The following is a 17,851-nucleotide window of genomic DNA, read 5'->3' as shown; positions in this document are numbered from 1 at the left end:
TGATATCTCTTGATAATTATAAATCGGGAAAAAATGCAGGATTTTTACCATGGGGTCAATACAAGACTAGGGGGTTAGGATGAGATGAACCGGAATATTACTAAAGGAGTGCTTGCTGCGCTCTTATGTATACTCTGTTGTTATCCAGGGATGGCAGATACTCAGGACGGGGTAAATCCTGATATTTCTGCTCATCCTGTGCAGTTTATAATAAATGCCGGGCAGGCACATGAGGATATTCTCTACCAGGTAAAATCTGCTGAATTTTCTTTTGATTTTACCCATGATTCTCTTTTGGTGAATGGACCGATAGAAGATTGTGAAGAATGTGATCAAGCAGTCTCCTCTCCGATAATCGTTACCGTTGCCGGAACGGACAGTAATGTTTCTGTTGAAGCATTTGATCAGCTTGAGGGGTATGCAAACTTTCTTATCGGTCAAAATGAGACCGATTGGCAGAAATACGTTCCCTGGTATGGAGGAATCCGGTATGTGAACATCCTTCCAGGAATTAATCTTACATATTCTGGAAAACAAGGTGTTCTTAAACGAGAATTCATTGTAAATAAAGAGGTGGATCCCTCAATCATCAAGTTGGTGTACCAGGGATCTGATGGCCTATCAATTACTGATGATGGTTCACTCCAGGTGTCTACATCTTTTGGTAATCTGACTGAGCGGGCACCGTACTCTTATCAGAAGATAAATGGAACCACTGTTCAGGTAGAATCATCATACCAATTATTTGAAAATGGTGAGGTGGGGTACGCTTTAGGAGATTATGATCCTGCATATCCTCTTGTCATAGATCCATATCTTGAATATTCAACCTTACTAGGAGGTTCTCTCGAAGATTACGGTATGGATATTGCCAGGGACTCTGATGGTGATGTATACGTGACAGGGTACACATCGTCCTGTAATTTTCCAGTATATAAACCTCTCATAACTACTTCTCCTAAGAAATTCAATGGTTCATACTGTCATAATAGCCGGGATATTTTTGTAACGAAAATTTCAGTTGATTCTGCTACCGGAAATGCAACTATTGCATTTTCTACCTATCTGGGTGGTACAAAAGCTGATTTTGGAAGGGGGATAGAAGTTGACTCTCTTAAAAATATGTATGTAACTGGAGATACATTTTCAGAGGATTTCCCCATTGTATTTCCTTTCTCCTACGGGAACCAGCTTCATGGATCCAACGATGCTTTTGTCATAAAAATTCGAGCAGATGGAGCGAATATATGGTGGTCTGATTATATTGGAGGTAACTTTGCTGATCAGGCGAATGATATTGCTCTTGACAGTTTGAATGCTGTATATCTGACAGGTCAGACGGTCGGAAACAGTCCTTATAAAAAGTTGGAACAGGTATTCCCCACAACTCCCTCTGCGTATCAAACTGCACCAAATCCTGATGCTGTCATGGGTGATGCATTTGCAGTAAAAATAAGTCCAGACGGAAAAAGACTTGAATATTCTACATATATATCTGGTTCTGGACAGGATTATGGCAATGGGATAACCGTTGACGGTAAGGGGATGGCGTATATAGTCGGAACAACCAGTTCCACAAATCTAATTCCAGCTACAACTCCTGGATACCAGAAATCAATAAAGGGTGGGCAGGATGCTTTCCTTTTCAAATTGAATTTCCAGGCTGGAGTGCAACCGGTCTATGCCACATATCTGGGAGGATCTACCGGTTATGATTATGGTGAAGCAGTTACGGTGGATTCTTCAGAAAGTGCATATGTTACCGGAGCAACAGCTTCCACAGATTTTCCGGTTACCAATATGGCCTTACAGACGGTGAAGGGATGGCAATATGATGCATTTGAAAAGGATGCATATGTTACAAAATTCAGCACTGATGGAAGGGGCCTGATTTACTCTACCTATCTAGGTGGCAGCATGGATGACTGGGGATATGACATAAAGGTAGATGACAAGAGGCGAGCCTTTGTTACTGGATATAGCCGTTCTACCAGCATTCCCCGGGATAGCCTTGTCAATCCGATTAAATATGCATCTGGTGGTCAGGATGGATTTCTTACAATAATAAAAGAGGATGGAAGATCTGCAGAATTTTCTACCCTCTTTGGTGGATATCGCGATGAGGTTGGGAGAGGAGTAGCGATTGAACCAAATGGAAACACGAGTTTTGTGACTGGTTATACCAGTTCTCCGACAATAAACAATCTCATTTGTGGTGATGACTGTGAAAACGACGCATTTCCTGTCTACAAATGGATTAATCAGACCATCCAGGGAGGAAGATATATTGGAGGAAATTTCACTGGTAACTATCAGGGCAGTTTTGATGCTTTTGTAATGAAGTTTGGCCAACCCTCAATACGCCCATCGTTTAATGTATCCACATTATGTGGACCTGTTGATCCAAGTACTAAGAATCTCACGGTTACTTTTAATGATACAACAATCGGCTCAGGAAATGTTGTGAATAGAATTTGGCATTTTGGTGATCAGTCCTCTCATGATGCCGGGACTCAACCAGCCTATAATCTCAAACATAATTATACGAGTCCGGGGCAGTATGATGCCACATTAACGATTTACACATACACCGACATGATGGTGAGTGATCCAAAAAGAATCACTGTTTGTCAGCCCTCCATGAGTGATAATTTTACTCTTGTCGGATATAGTAACAAAACGAATCCGAATGGGATTATTGATGTTCCAATTAACCGGGAAATCACTTTTAATGCCATATCTGATAATTTTACTGCTACCCAGTACAAATGGGAGTTTGATGATGGAACAGAAAACCAGACGAGTTCTTCCCGAGCGATCAGGCATACATTCTACGAACAAGGAACGTATACTGTAAATCTTACGGCAACCACTGGGACATGTTGTGATTCTTACATACAGCATGGTTCGAAGCAAATCCGTGTCCTGGCGCCTCCATGTGGAGATTTCCAGAATACAACACAGCGGGATGGATTGGCTTTCTGTGCACCGCAAGATGTGTCTTTTGAAGATCTCTCAACATCTGATGTAACGTGTGGAGTACCAACAGCATGGCAGTGGAATTTTGGAGATAATACAGATAATGCAACTCAAGCAGATGTCACTCATAGATTCAATCGAGCAGGGGTCTATACTATCACAATGACCGTATCGAATATCGCCGGATCCAGCACCGTTCAAAAGCCAGGGTATGTTGTTATCAGTGGAAATGTTACTGCAGGCTTTTCTGCTGATAAACAAACCGGCATCGCCCCACTCCGAGTAAACTTTACAGATATGTCAAAAGGTACCGTAGGTGCATATACATGGGTATTTGGAGATAATACACCAAATAGCCACGAATCGAATCCTTATCACATCTATGAGAAGCCTGGACTCTATCCAGCATATCTTACTGTTACATCTCCTTGTGGGAATGAACATACTTCAAGTAAAAAATATATTGCCGTTAATGGTAATATGACTCCGATTTGTCTTTTCGGAAATAATACATATCCAAACTCTCAAAACCCAGTAAATGGAACACCCAAGCTGAATGTGACATTTCTCGCAGATACTGGAGATGGAACCTTGATAGACAGCATTGAGTGGGATTTTGGTGATGGAACTAAATCAACAAAAACACGTCCTGCTGGATCAAAAAATAATCTCTGGACATATATCTCACATAACTATACAACAGTCAGAGATTATTCTCCGATGGTAGCAATTTCGAACACGACGTATAAAAATGGCTATCGGGTTTATGAAGATCATGTTGGGGTGTACAACCCATTAACAGTGAGTTTTAGTATAAGTCCATCCCCTCCGGGAGTGGTTGGGCAGGAATTTACTTTCACTGATACCAGTCCTGATGATTTGATTGATTGGGAATGGAATTTTGGAGATACGAAGACTGCAAATGGCTCATCAGTTGTGAAGCATATTTACAATTCAAGTAGCACCTTCCCGGTTGTGCTCACTGGATGGAATAAATATGATGCAGGTGCCTGGACATCCAAACAAATCGTTATAAACTCAGCAACAAACACAAGTGATCTGGTATTTGTTCCAAGTTCAGTAAGCCTCATTAACGGATCTCAAAATGACAGGCAATTGAATATACTTCTCAAAAAAGCAGATTTCGGTTTACATTCATTTAAATTAAGAATTGATCTTGATTCGGTAGATCACGCTAAAATTAAGAACTGGTATCTCCCTCCGACCTGGGTTTCAGATTCAAGTTATACCAGTTCTGATTCGTTCAGATCTATGACAATTACTGGTATGAACAAAACCTGGAGTTGGCCTGCCGGATCACGTGATATTTCTTTAGGAAATATCAGTCTACTTGGAACATCTCCTGGTTCAGATGTCTTAAGGTTTAACAAAACTGACAAACACAAACCCCAGATATGGTACGAATCTTCATCGATGGTAATTAGTGGAATTGATGCAACTATTACAACATCAGCAGTTCCGGCTCTCCCAGGATATCAGAATCAGCCGAAAGATTTGTGGCCGTTATTAGTTCATGATGGTTTGCTCGATGACTTTGACGGCAATGGTGAACGGAACACAAAGGATGTTGTAGTGTTCTTTAATGCCTATGCTCATGGGCATTTAGATGGATTAACTCCTGCACCGTTTGACTATAATCGAAATGGTGTAATTGATCCTGATGATATTGTCAAATACTACAACCTAATCTGGTAATCATTATTGGTGATCTTATGAAAAAATCAATCATTACAAGTTTCCTGACCATGTGTATGGTTCTCCTGTTCATGTGTGGAGCAGGAAGTGCTGTGAAGATCTCCCTTGAGGATATCCATATCAGTACAGTTGGACAGAAAGTAGATCTCCCCATCACTATTGATACGGCCCCTGCTGGAATATCAGGATATAAATTCAACACCTCCTTTGAACCAACAGGGATTGCCCGTGTTTCAGCAGTAACAATGCCTGAATGGGCTCCAATTAAAGTTATTGAGGGGACTCCCGGGGAAAAGGTTCTGGTATCTGCGGTTGATCTTAACATGAAAGTCGAAGCAGGTGCTGGAAAAACTGAAATCTGTAAGCTGAGTATTGAGGGGCTATCTGAAGGAACCACCTCTATGAGCTTGGCGATAGCAGAAATTACCGATGATACCGGAAGTCCGATAGCTGTTGAAATTGCACCGGTATCTGTCAAGGTCGGAAGTAAGAATTCCAGCCCATTACCTGTTCAAACTCCTCAAACCTCTTCTACTCCGGTTCCTACTCCTGTAGTAACCCCGGAGATCACTGATAACACTGTACCTACTGTGGAAATTACTCCGACAGTAACCCCTACACCAGTTCCAACAGTTGTTGCAGGTTTTAAAGCTCAGCTTCAGGAAGGATCAGCACCGATGACAGTATTCTTTACTGATAATTCAACCGGCTACCCAACGAAATTTTTATGGGACTTTGGAGATGGTTCAAGTGATAATACGTCACCTTTACAAAACCCACAGCACATCTATCGGATCCCCGGTTTATACACCGTTTCTCTCACCGCTTCTAACAGTGTGTACACGAATTCGACACAAAAAGCGGGGTTCATATCTGTAAAACCGATGCATCTTCCAACAAGAGGTGCAAAAAACAATGTTACTATCTTTTCTGTTCCTGACGGAGCAGAGGTTTATCTTAATAATGCATATCAGGGTCTTACTCCGGTAGAACTCTCCAATCTCTCAACACGTGATTATCAGCTCCGGTTGCATAAAGAAGGGTATTACGATGTTGTATCGCCAATAAGGATACTTGAAAATGTCCTTCCAACCTTTATATCTGGATTTGAGATGATGCCACATCTGGCAGAAATTGGGAAATTATCTGCAGATCCACCACAAACAGGTGCAGCATATATTGTCTCATATCCGGAGCTTGTTAATGTCCGGATTAATGGAACAATGGTTGGAAAAACCGATATCATGATTATGAACCTTGCAGTGGGCACACACAATCTGACATTGGAAAAAGCCGGTTATGAACCTTGGAATGATACCCTTGAGATAAAGAATGGTCTTGCAGTGATTCAGACATATCACTTTGAAGAGCCATACTTCCCATTGAACAGGACGGTTGAATATGTTCAGTATCCCTGAGCAGAGAAAACCCATCCATTTTTTTTATGATGTGGTAATACCATCATGTCAGATGGTCAGGACAGGTGAATGATATGACAAAAAAATCTGTAATCATCACTGTACTATGCCTGATCCTTTTCATAGGATCTGCAGTGAATGGGGCAACAATATCTGGAACTGATTTGAATCTTGTTTCGTCAGGTGTATCTGGAACCATGGATATTATGCTGGATCAGGCCCCATCCGGAATAGCGGGATACCAGCTTGAAATCTCGATAAATCCTGGATCTAATGCTGAAATAATCTCTGTTAATTTTCCGGCTAGTTTCAGCATGAATTCGGCATCTAAATTACCTAGCTCGTCAGTGAATATTGTGGCAGTGGATTTGGTTGACCAGATTAAATCCGGAGCCTCAAATATCATCCTTGCTACTCTAGGAATAAAGGGGCTAACAGATGGAGAAGCAGATGTTCAGGTGCAAATAACTGAACTCACAGATGATTCAGGTAATCCTATATCGGTTACTGTAGATAGTCCACACATTAAGGTTGGATCTACATCTCCCACGGTGTCGCCAACGATATCACCTACCGTAGAACCTACAAAAGAACCAGAGGCTGTTCCAACGACAGTTATTCCAACTGAAATCCCTACAACACAGCCTACACAAACACCGACCGTAGAACCAACTCCTGAACCCAAAGTAACAGAAACCCTTGTTGCAGCATTCACCGCAATGCCAATGACTGGAACCCCTCCTCTGACAGTGAACTTCACTGATCATTCCACCGGAAGTCCGAAAAAATGGAGATGGGACTTTGGTGATGGAACAATGTCAACTATCCAGAACCCGAGCCATGTGTATGGAGGAATCGGGCGGTATACTGTCACTCTTGAAGTAATTAGTGATAATTACTCTTCAGTTGAACGCAAACCTGAAATTATCAGGATTGTAGGGGATTACCCGACAGGCCCTGCTGGATTTGCCATGGTAACTTCACAACCTACAGGAGCAGAAGTGTACATGGGTGATGTATATCTTGGGACTACCCCGGCAACATTAATCGTTCCTGCAGGCTCACGTTCACTTACATACCAGAAAGAGGGGTATCAGAAAAAGACGGTAACTGTAACGATACGCCCGAATGAGATGAAGCTTATTCCAAAGGTTATGCTGAAAGCAACCTCATAAATTATCTTTTTTCCCTGCAAAAACACATTGGCCGAATGATATGCATCCGTCACCCAGTGGCATGTCATGGTTTATTATGAGAGTGTATCCATTTTGCTGAGCAACATCCCCAATAGTCTTTCGGATCATTTCATTATAAGCAACTCCTCCAGACAGTGCAATGGTATTAATTCCTGCACCTGCCCCGGCATTACAAGCGATGGTTGCGATTCCTCTGGCTAGATTATATTGGAAAGATGCTGCAATCTGCTTTATTGCACTGGTATCAAACGGATTTTGTAAATATAAGTCCCTTGCTTTTTTCAGAAGGCTCTGTGTGTCAAGTACCTGAGCTTCACCGATTCTGGTTAACGGAATTTCCCATGTATCAGGAGAAGATCCAAAAGCAGCAGATTCTAGTTTCATTGCAGGTTCTCCGTCATATGTCTTTTTTCTACAGATACCAAGAAGAGCAGCTGCTGCATCGAGGACTCTTCCGGTGCTGGTTGTAATTGCTGTATTAAACCTTCTTGAGACTTGTTTTTCAAGAATTGAGAGATCCTGCTCAGTCCATGTTCGTGTTAACAACAATTCTTTGGTTTTTTCATCCGGGAGAATACCATATAGCATCCTCTCCGGCCAGGTTGTCGCAAGATCCCCTCCAGGCATAAGTACCGGCATTAAATGTCCGACACGATTGTATTCTGGGGCAGCTCCTTCAAAGATCTCGCCGCCCCAGATAGTTCCGTCTGATCCATACCCAACACCATCAATCGCTATTCCGATACATTCTTCCTGACAGGTTGCTGCAATATGTGCCTGATGATGTTGAACAGGAATTAAAACAGCATCAGTTACCTCACTAAGTTCTTTTGCATACCTGGTTGAGAGGAACTGAGGATGCAGATCATGTGCTATTATGGAAATATCAGGTTGCATAAGATCCCGAAGACATGCAATGGTCTCTTTCAAATATCCATATGTTCCAGGATTTCTGACATTTCCAATATGAGGAGAAGTAATACAAAACCCATGTGTATACAGAGTCACCGTTGAATTAAGTTCAGGACCAGTCCCGAGTATTGCTTTTTCCCCAAGAAAAATCTTAGTTCTTTTGGGTGCAAATCCACGTGACAATCGTATAATGTATCCATTTCTGATTACTGAATCATCACACCGGTTAACAATATCGCGGGTGTGAGTCAGGTAATAATCAACAATACCGGTTAACTTTACGAATGCATCATTCAGAGTAGTTATCATGGGGTAACCTGGTGCATTGGCACTGGTCATGATGAGATATGGAGCCTTTAGATGGCTGAATAAAAGATGGTGAAGACCGGTATAGGGAACCATGCAGCCAAGGGTATGGAGGCTGCTGATATGGTCATGCGCTCGTGAGTTTTTTTTATCAAGGATAACTATTGGTGAGATCTCACTTTGAAGCATTTCTTCCTCTTCATGTGAGATCATCGTTTCCTTTTTTATCCACTCTTTCCGGGCCATTATGGCAAAGGGTTGTTCTGTTCTTCCGAGCCGGTTTTTTAACTCTTTTGAGCTCTCTCCAATACAGGCGATATGGAATCCCCCAATTCCCCTGATAGCAACAATATTACCCTGTTCAAGGAGTTCTGCAGTCCTTTGGATTGGATTACTTACATTGATTACCTGACGATCACCTGTATGTAGCATAAGAACCGGTCCACATAATTCGCAGGCGATTGTCTGTGCATGATGTCGTCTACAGGAGGGATCACTGTATTCATCTGAGCATTCCAGACAGGGTGGAAAAATATCCATTGCTGTTCTTTCCCGGTCATATGGAAGAGTTTTGATGATGGAATATCTTGGTCCGCAATTTACACATGATGTTGCAAAATATCCTTCATATCTCCCTCCTTGAGTAAAGATATCATGCACACACTCCGGGCAGGTGGCAATATCCGGTGGAATGAGACCTGTTCGTATGCCGTCATGCGACTTTAGAATAGAAAATGAGTCTGGGGGTGATCCAGACAATGGATGAATTTCTATTGAATCGATAATGGAAAGGGGGGTTCCTCGTTTCAAGTCTTCTATGAAATCGTCAAACTTATCCCCCCATGCATTTATGCGGACCTCTGATCCGGTGTTCCAGACTGATCCATGAATGCTATGCGCAATCGCCCGGGCATATACAAATGGTCGAAATCCTACGCCCTGAACAATTCCCCGTATTATTATATAGCCCTGTTTTGGCATTTTTATTACAACAAACCTTTAATTTTTTATCCAACGTTATTATAATAGGGTTTTGAATTGACGGGTCATGTGCGGATTGTGAATGATCCGGTAGAACTGGTTCCCCTTTTCGTGGTATTTAATAATACCCATTATAAGAAAATTCTCGAACTCCTGAATAAAAATTGGATGACCCCAACGGAGCTGAGTGACGTTGTCGGAGCAGAATATGTCAGAGATGGGCTACTTCTTCTTCGAAAAGGGAATCTCATTGAGGAGAAATGGAGAATGCCCGAACCAGGGAAAAAACCGGAGAAGGAATACCGGGCTAATTATAGTAAGGTCCGTGCTAACTTCCAGTGTAACTTTTCAGATCTTGGGGATCTTCTTGCCATCGCATTTACGAACGGGGATGATCTCAGGATGAAAGGTGACAGTGTGGAAGCTGAATTATCCAGAGGGAATAGTTCGATTAGTGATATTGCCAGAAAGTTCGGAGTATCACCAGTGTTTATTAAAGGAATTGCAAAGAGAATTCCACATCTTGATGTGAAAGGTCAGGGACTGGTCGTTTTGAATGAATGAAAATGATCCAGGATACACCATCCTGAAAAATAAGCGTGATGTCACCAGGTTTCAAATCTTGGTAGATATCGCAGCCCATCAGCCTGCAATACGACAACAGGAGATTGCAGCAGGTCTAGGCGTCACCCCTCAGGCTATTTCCGATTATGTACGGGAATTAACAGATGAGGGAATGCTAAAAGCACCCGGGCGAGGTAGATATGAAGTCACAAGGGAGGGTGTTGAATGGATTCTGCATCATGCTGAGGTTCTTGAATCATATGCACGCCACATAAGAAATGATGTAATTAAGCAGGTCTCTGTATGGACAGCCATTGCTGCTGAAAATCTGACAATAGGAGATTCTGTTGGGGTATACATGAAAAATGGTCTGTTGTATGCCTCAAAACAACCACAGTCAGCAAATGGTATGGTAGTGTCCGACACTCCTAAGGGTGAGGACGCCGGGGTATCTGGTCTTGAAGGAATCATCACCCATCGTGAATCAACTGTTTTTGTATGTAAGGTTCCAAGGGTAGAACGGGGTGGTTCACGCAAGGTCAGATTAGATGCTCTGAAAGAGGTTATCAACAGGGTGACAGTTGTTGCTTGTGTTGGTCTTGAAGCATGGGTATCCCTGAAAAAAATTGACAGAGTTCCGGATCTATATTATGGTTCACGGGAAGGAGCGGTTGAGGCAGCTCTTCATGGAATTCCGTGTGCTATTGTAATTGTTGATGAATTTTTTACAGACTTTTTGAAACAGCTTGAACAGGCGGATCTCACGTATGAGATCCATGACCTGGTGTCTTCATGAAGGCGATAATTCAGCCGACAAAAAAATATTACCGGATTTTATATATTGACACTCATCACATCCGGATTACCGGGATGCTTGAACTTGTTGATACCCCAAAAGGGATCAGACCAGTAAAGTACCGGATCAGGCACACAAAAAGTGGTGGGTATCGCAACACTCCCAGCAAGGATCTCATTACCCATTTACGACGGGCTCGGGTTTACCTGACTGGACGAGATAAACCATTTGAGTCATTCCTGCAGGATCTTCAGATTTCATTTGCCTTTGTCTCATTATGCAGATTTTGTCTGATGGATGACCGGATAACGGAACTTGATAAAAAAAATACTGTAGGATTTGGGGAAAATGAGCAGATTTGTATGGACTGTGCGAGGAAAGAGCTTCGTAGAGAACTGGTTCACATGGGCCGTCTTGGCCGATCTGCACTCTCTCATTTAGACGAACTTTTAGAAAAGTACCGAAGTGTTGACAGAGTTTTAGCGACGATTGAACCAGACCGGCTAACGGTTGGACATACAATGTATGACCGCCTTGAAGCTCACCCTGTAGTGCAGACCAGTAGGATTGAGGAACTACCATTTCCCCATGAGTTTGTGACTGCCTGTGGTGTTGAATCACTTATGCCAGTTCAACAACTGGCTGTAGAAGCCGGACTCTTATATGGAAAAGACCTGCTTGTTGTTTCTGCAACCGCGAGTGGTAAGACATTCATCGGTGAGATGGCCGGTCTAAAAAATTATTTGGAAAGACGAAGTCGCGTTCTTTTCCTGGTCCCTCTGGTTGCCCTTGCATATCAAAAATATGAACGTTTCTCTCAAAAATACGGGCATTTAACCGATGTATCTATTATTACCGGTACAAGTCGCATAGCTGTTAAGGAAAACCGGAGAGCTGCCAACAGGAACCGGGATGGTGGAATTATTGTTGCTACATATGAGGGTGTGGATCATCTCATGCGCCTCGGCGAGTCCTTTACCAATGTTGGGACGGTTGTTATCGATGAAGTGCAGATGCTTGAGGATCGCGACCGTGGTCACCGGGTCGATGGTTTAATAGCCCGCATGAAATATTCTTCACCAAAAGCTCAGTTCTTGTATCTGAGCGCGACGATTGGACATCCGAAATTACTTGCAGGCAAGTTAAATTCTAAACTTGTCAGGTATGATGATCGTCCTGTAACTCTCGAACGCTATCTGATCTTTTCTGAACGAGAACAGAAGCTTCCAACCGAACGGACCTTAGTTGCAGAAGAGTATAATCGAATATCTGATAAGGGCTACCATGGACAGACTATAATATTCACCAATTCCCGGGCCCGGTGTCATATTATTGCTGAGAAGATTGGTGATGGTGTTGCGCCATATCATGCCGGTCTTACTCAGTCAGAACGACGTCTGGTTGAAGAAAAGTTCGAAAAAGGACAACTTCGTGCCGTCGTTACAACTGCAGCACTTGCAGCGGGTGTGGATTTTCCAGCATCCCAGGTAATTTTTGATTCCTTGGCGATGGGGATAGAATGGCTTACCGTTCAGGAATTTCAGCAGATGTCAGGTCGAGCCGGAAGACCTGATTTTCATGACCTTGGAAAGGTTGTACTTCTTGCAGAGCCCGGAGCCAGTTATATAAGGGGGTCCCGACTTACTGAAGAAGAAGTTGCAATGGGTCTTTTGAAAGGGGAAATGGGTGAAGTCGCTCCTCAATACACTCTGGAACAGAGTTCTGAGCTCTATGTAGCTAATGCGGTTATCTCGAAAGGCAGTCAGAGTGCAATAGATAAAATTGAGGGAAACCTGGTTGGTGAATCTGAACCTGTTGAAGAACTTTTGCTTGACAAAAATTTTGTCTATAAGGAGAATGGAGATATCCGTCTCACGCCCCTTGCACGAGTGATGGCTGAGCATTTCATTGGTGTTGAGAGGTTATCACGCATCATCCGGCTGGTAAATGATATGAAAGATCCTCTGGATATTCTGGCCGATCTCGAGTGCGCAACTGATGAAGAAGCAGCCAAAGATAAAAAGCATAAAAATAATCTGGAAGACGATACTTCCAAGAAAAAGAAAAAGCGCCGGGGAAGAAGGGTAAAGCGAAAATAATATTATAATTTGATTTTTTAGGAATTTTAATTTTTAATATCATAGTTATTCTTTATTGAGTTGTCGGTTATTTTTCGCACTATAGTTAATTTTATATATGGTAGAAGATAACTTCTTACTACCCATGTGGATGAGACCCACTGGGGAAGGCTGAAAGTATCAGTCGCCTGTGGATAATTTATCAGGCGAAAGCCTCTAATCAGGTAGATACAGGATCAGCAATACTGGTGATCAATCAGGTGATTAGAAAATGACGCTAGATAGTGGTGCAACTGCGTGGATACTTGCCTCTACCTGCCTGGTCATGCTCATGACTCCGGGGGTCGGGCTGTTCTATGGAGGTTTGGTACGGAGGAAAAATGTCATCTCAATGGTGGCGTTAGCGTTCCTCTGTTATGCTCTCGTGAGTGTACAGTGGGTCTTTTGCGGATATTCACTCGCATTTGGCTCTGATATTGGAGGATTCATAGGTGGCCTTGATTATATTGGACTGGCTGGGATTGGGATGGAAGCAACAAATCTTCCTATACCGGATATCCTGTTTGCTGCGTTCCAACTGGTCTTTGCTGCCCTTACACTGGCAATCCTGACATCTGGTGTAGCTGAACGGATTCGTCTGTCAGCATTTGTATTGTTCGGATTACTTTGGACCACACTTGTCTATGATCCCCTGGCACACTGGGCCTGGGGTGGTGGCTGGGCAGCTTCCCTTGGAGCTCTGGACTTTGCAGGAGGAACAGTTGTTCATATCAGTTCAGGATTTGGTGCTCTGGCAATTGCCCTGGTGATTGGAAAGCGGATGGGCTTTGGAGAAAGTTCGATGGAACCTCATAACATTCCGATGACTCTGCTCGGTGCAGCGTTACTCTGGTTTGGATGGTTCGGATTTAATGCCGGAAGTGCAATTGCTGCCGATGGTCTGGCTTCAAATGCCTTTATGGTAACAAACACTGCCGCTGCAGCCGGAGCGCTTACGTGGCTTCTTGCAAGCAGCATTCGTGGTAAACCAAGTTCGGTTGGAATGGTATCTGGAGCTATTGCAGGGTTGGTCGGAATTACTCCTGCAGCTGGATTTGTTGATGTTCCGGCAGCCCTGATTATCGGTGCTGTTGCAGGTCTGATATGTTATAGTGCTCTGCTTTGGCGCCTTAAGAGAGGATTTGATGAGAGTCTTGATGCATGGGCCATCCACGGTGTTGGTGGTCTGTGGGGTGCAATCGCAACTGGAATATTCGCAAGTGTTGGAAAGAGTGGTCTTCTCGCTGGTAATGTATACCAGTTTGGCATCAACACAGTAGATGCACTCATTGCTGCGGCATATGCCTTTGTAGTGACCTATATTCTGGCACTTGTCATCGACAAAACAATCGGACTGCGTGTATCAGAAGATGAAGAATATGTGGGACTTGACATCTCCCAGCATGGAGAACGGGCCCGCTCATAAGGTGGTTGAATTATGAAACTCGTAAAAGCTATCATCAAACCAGAAAGACTGGATGCGGTAAAATCTGCCTTAGAAGAGGCTGGATTTTTCGGCATGACAATTACTGAAGTGCAGGGTCGTGGAGAACAAAAAGGAATTAGCCTGCAATATCGTGGAGGAACGATAGAAGTTGATCTTATTCCCAAAATTGAGATGGAGATTGTAGTAAAAGCTGAAAAAGTCCCACAGGTTATTGAAGCTGTTAAAAAAGGAGCTTATACTGGAAAGATTGGTGATGGCAGAATTTTTGTTCTCCCCATTGAAGAATCTATTAAAATCAGGACCGGAGAAGTAATTCGGGAATAAACGATATTAAATGAATGAACGGGGGATTGTCAGTGATTATGACACCCCCCATCTTCCCTTAGAGGTTGTACAGGATTTTTGATTATCCTCTTTTACTCTGAATAACATACCCATCTATCATAAATCGGATCAGAATCTGATTCAAATATCTCCGCTTTTTTTCCAGAATTTAAAACCCATTCTTTTATCAGATTTATTTCAGGTTCAGTTCCGGTAGTGAATAAGATGTTATCAGAAACCAAGCATGTTGCAGAAATTATCTCCTGCCATATGTGTGCATTAAATGAATGAATCTCTCCTATCATGAAACCACAGGCAATTGAAACCTTTTTTGTAAGATAGTGGGAAATCATCCTGCCATCTATCCACATAATCCGTTCAGGTCGTAATCTTTTTTCCATCATCCCCCTGACCAGAAGAGATTCATCATTGTCGAAAGCAAGGGGATGCATCCCATATTGTTCCATAACCATTGCACCGACCCCGGTTCCGCAACAACAGTCAAGACCGGTCTGGTGTGAATCTGTTCCTATGGTTTTTTTCAGTAATGATTCAATACTATGTACCCTGGCAGGATTCAGATCATTTGGTCCGGGTTGAACAGAACTGCATAAAATTGTACTAAAATAATTCCTTATCGCATCTTGGGCAATTTCGTTATCTTCCTGGTACATGTCACAATCAAACTGCTCAAAATGTTCAATGAGAGATAAAGAGGGTTCTCTCAGGAGGGTGCAACATCCTATCCACCCATCATTCTCATCTTTTTGAGCAAAAATTACCGGTCTTTCATCTTCATCAACCAGGATTTTTCCAGATGTTCCAGGTCTCTGCACCATAAATTCATCCATATCCGGGTATACGAGGTCAGAAAACATCGGTTCTATGAGAGAGATTTCTTCAAGTTCCAGCATTTCTGTAATTTTCATATTGCAGGCCAGAAAGAATTAGAAGTAAGAAAAAAAAGAGCTGCCGGTTTAACCTGCATGATACCTATATAAAAATGGATATTTTATGAAAATTTCATTCAAGTATCAGAGAAATTCCTTATTATGGATATACGGCCGTAATACCTTTGGTATTAACACGGATCCATCTTCCTGCTGATTATTTTCAAGAATTGCCCGCATTGCCCGAGATGTAGCAATTGCTGTCGAGTTGAGAGTATGAACATATTGTTTGGACTCAAAATCTTCCTTATCTCTTACCTTTATGTTCAGCCTGACTGCTTGATACGTCGTACAGTTGGAACATGAAACAACTTCCCGATATTCATTCTCTCTTGGCATCCAGGCCTCGATGTCATATTTTTTCGCTGCAACAGTTCCAATATCTCCAGTACAGATGTTTACCAGACGATATGGTATCTCGAGTTTTTGGAATATTTCTTCTGCATTCTCCCGGAGTTCTTCGTGTATTGTCCAGGAATCATCCGGATGGCAGTAAACAAATTGTTCTACCTTATGGAACTGATGGACGCGGAAAAGACCTTTGGTATCCAATCCATGTGATCCAATCTCTCTTCTAAAACAGGGGGATAGTCCAGCAAGTTTGAGAGGAAGATCCTTTTCTTCAAATATTTCATCCTGGTACATTGCAGCCATAGGATGTTCGCTGGTAGCAATCAGGTATGCATCATCATCCTCAATTTTATACATGACCTTTTCAAAATCGTCAAGATCTGTAACTTCCTCGTAAGATTTTCGGTTGATCATGTACGGAGGGATAACCGGAATGTATCCTTTCTCCATCAGAAGATCAAGGGAAAAGCGCTGAAGAGCGAGATCGAGCAACACCAGGTTTCCTTTCAGGAAGTAAAATCCGGCACCCGAGGTTTTTGTTGCCCGTTCAAAGTCTGCCCAATTATTATCTGCTGCAAGCTGTCCATGATTTTTCAGGTCGAAATCAAAATTTCGTGGAGTGCCTACTTTCGTTACTTCAACATTTGCTGAATCATCTTTTCCAACAGGGACACTCTCATGAAGGATGTTCGGCAGCCGCATCAGATAATTCCGGATTTTTGCTGATATCTCTTCCATTTCAGCTTCATTTTCTTTAATGCGTTTTGGCAGATTTGCTGCTTCGGTGATGAGTGAACGTGCATCTTCTCCAGCCTTTTTTGCCCGGTTAATATCATAGGAGATAGAATTTCTTCTATGACGCAGTTCATTCGTTAGCCCAATAAGTTCACGGTGACGAATATCCTGCGCTATCAGGTCATCAACCCAAGTTATTTTATCTAAATCATTTCTTTTCCTGAGATCTGCTTTCACGATATCAGGATTAGCGCGAATGAATCGTATATCTAGCATTGAGTACACCTGGATCCTTCGAAAATGCCATAAAGGTTAGGATTGCCATTACCATTGGTTTTACCCATACATCACCATGATCACAGATCTATGAATGGGTACTATATGCAACGAAATAAGGTTCCTATCGTAGATTTGCTGCAAATGATTGAAAAAAAGATTATGCAGAACTTTTCGGTAGTTCTACTTTCGTCTTTATTACTTCTACACGGCGGACTGGATGAAGCTCTTTTACTTTCTTAAAGAGTTCCTTTGCAAGGTCCCCATTAATGATATTGTTTACAAATACACCTAACTCATTTTCTTTACCAAATACCAGAACATCTTCGGTAAGTATTCTCCGAATTTCGTGCTGCTGGCTCTGATCTGCACGAGTAAGGGTAAAGCATGTGACTGTTGCACGTACTTTGCATCCATCCTTTGTGACAAAATTTACCACGCAGTCAATTCTTGAGGTCCGGCGTTTTACCAGTGATCTGATGAAATCACGCGCAAGTTCATGACCGATGAATGATGTGTATGCGGCATCACCTGCAACATTCGTAATTGCGAATTTCATCTTCACGTTCTGCTTTGTATAATCATTTACTAGTTCTGAAAGTGGTGCATGCATTACCCGGCCAATCAGTTTGCCAGGATCATCAGCCACAGTGTCCCCAAGGTATACTTTCCCTACATTGTCAGGGCTATATACTTTGTACCAGGATTTTGCTTTCCATCCGTCAACTCTTCTTCCAGTTGGTTTTTTCGCTGCCATTATTCACACCTTTTTACATAATGATG

12 protein-coding genes are annotated in these 17,851 nt (G+C 42.5%); 8 read left to right on the top strand and 4 right to left on the bottom strand.

Annotation, left to right across the window (positions count from 1 at the left end; all coding sequences use genetic code 11):
* Nucleotides 1-84 precede the first annotated feature (84 nt).
* The 3 genes from KSK55_RS09900 (at nt 85) to KSK55_RS16605 (ending at nt 7,288) form a co-directional block, all read left to right on the top strand.
* On the top strand, nt 85-4,695 hold the full coding sequence (locus KSK55_RS09900) for a PKD domain-containing protein (RefSeq protein WP_218606790.1): 4,611 nt from the start codon (nt 85-87) through the stop codon (nt 4,693-4,695).
* A 17-nt stretch (nt 4,696-4,712) separates the two neighbouring features.
* A complete protein-coding gene (locus KSK55_RS09895) occupies nt 4,713-6,113 on the top strand; it encodes a PEGA domain-containing protein (RefSeq protein ID WP_218606789.1) in 1,401 nt (466 codons plus the stop codon).
* Nucleotides 6,114-6,187: 74 nt separating this feature from the next.
* Nucleotides 6,188-7,288, top strand: a complete 1,101-nt coding sequence (locus tag KSK55_RS16605) for a PKD domain-containing protein (RefSeq protein WP_218606788.1) — start codon at nt 6,188-6,190, stop codon at nt 7,286-7,288.
* Here the strand turns inward: KSK55_RS16605 and hypF are convergent.
* Nucleotides 7,283-9,508 (bottom strand): carbamoyltransferase HypF, encoded by a 2,226-nt coding sequence (gene hypF / locus KSK55_RS09885; protein ID WP_218606787.1) that lies wholly within the window; start codon nt 9,506-9,508, stop codon nt 7,283-7,285. The genes KSK55_RS16605 and hypF overlap by 6 nt on opposite strands.
* Before the next feature lie 57 nt (nt 9,509-9,565).
* Here hypF and KSK55_RS09880 point away from each other — a divergent pair, with 57 nt between their 5' ends.
* The 5 genes from KSK55_RS09880 (at nt 9,566) to KSK55_RS09860 (ending at nt 14,756) form a co-directional block, all read left to right on the top strand.
* Entirely contained in the window at nt 9,566-10,072 is a 507-nt protein-coding gene (locus tag KSK55_RS09880) for an ArsR family transcriptional regulator (protein ID WP_214419796.1), read from the top strand.
* Nucleotides 10,065-10,868 (top strand): DUF7839 domain-containing protein, encoded by an 804-nt coding sequence (locus KSK55_RS09875; RefSeq protein WP_218606786.1) that lies wholly within the window; start codon nt 10,065-10,067, stop codon nt 10,866-10,868. The genes KSK55_RS09880 and KSK55_RS09875 overlap by 8 nt, the downstream gene beginning before the upstream one ends.
* Nucleotides 10,865-12,967, top strand: a complete 2,103-nt coding sequence (locus KSK55_RS09870; protein ID WP_218606785.1) for a DEAD/DEAH box helicase — start codon at nt 10,865-10,867, stop codon at nt 12,965-12,967. Before KSK55_RS09875 ends, KSK55_RS09870 begins: the two co-directional genes overlap by 4 nt.
* A 250-nt stretch (nt 12,968-13,217) precedes the next feature.
* Nucleotides 13,218-14,411, top strand: coding sequence for an ammonium transporter (locus tag KSK55_RS09865; protein WP_218606784.1), 1,194 nt, complete (start codon nt 13,218-13,220; stop codon nt 14,409-14,411).
* Between the two features lie 12 nt (nt 14,412-14,423).
* A complete protein-coding gene (locus KSK55_RS09860) occupies nt 14,424-14,756 on the top strand; it encodes a P-II family nitrogen regulator (RefSeq protein WP_214419800.1) in 333 nt (110 codons plus the stop codon).
* A 92-nt stretch (nt 14,757-14,848) separates the two neighbouring features.
* On the opposite strand, the gene KSK55_RS09855 is transcribed toward KSK55_RS09860, so the two are convergent.
* From KSK55_RS09855 to KSK55_RS09845, 3 genes are all read right to left on the bottom strand, one after another.
* Nucleotides 14,849-15,685 carry a hypothetical protein gene (locus tag KSK55_RS09855; RefSeq protein ID WP_218606783.1) on the bottom strand — a complete coding sequence of 279 codons (837 nt, stop codon included), beginning with the start codon at nt 15,683-15,685 and terminating at the stop codon, nt 14,849-14,851.
* Nucleotides 15,686-15,790: 105 nt separating this feature from the next.
* Complete coding sequence (serS, locus tag KSK55_RS09850) at nt 15,791-17,068, bottom strand: serine--tRNA ligase (protein ID WP_214419802.1); 1,278 nt, start codon at nt 17,066-17,068, stop codon at nt 15,791-15,793.
* Nucleotides 17,069-17,228: 160 nt separating this feature from the next.
* Entirely contained in the window at nt 17,229-17,825 is a 597-nt protein-coding gene (locus tag KSK55_RS09845; RefSeq protein ID WP_214419803.1) for a 30S ribosomal protein S3ae, read from the bottom strand.
* Between the last annotated feature and the right edge of the window lie 26 nt (nt 17,826-17,851).

The organism is Methanospirillum hungatei (genome assembly GCF_019263745.1).
In the GTDB taxonomy this organism is placed as follows: Archaea; Halobacteriota; Methanomicrobia; order Methanomicrobiales; family Methanospirillaceae; genus Methanospirillum; species Methanospirillum purgamenti.
This window is presented reverse-complemented; position numbering and strand designations above follow the sequence as displayed.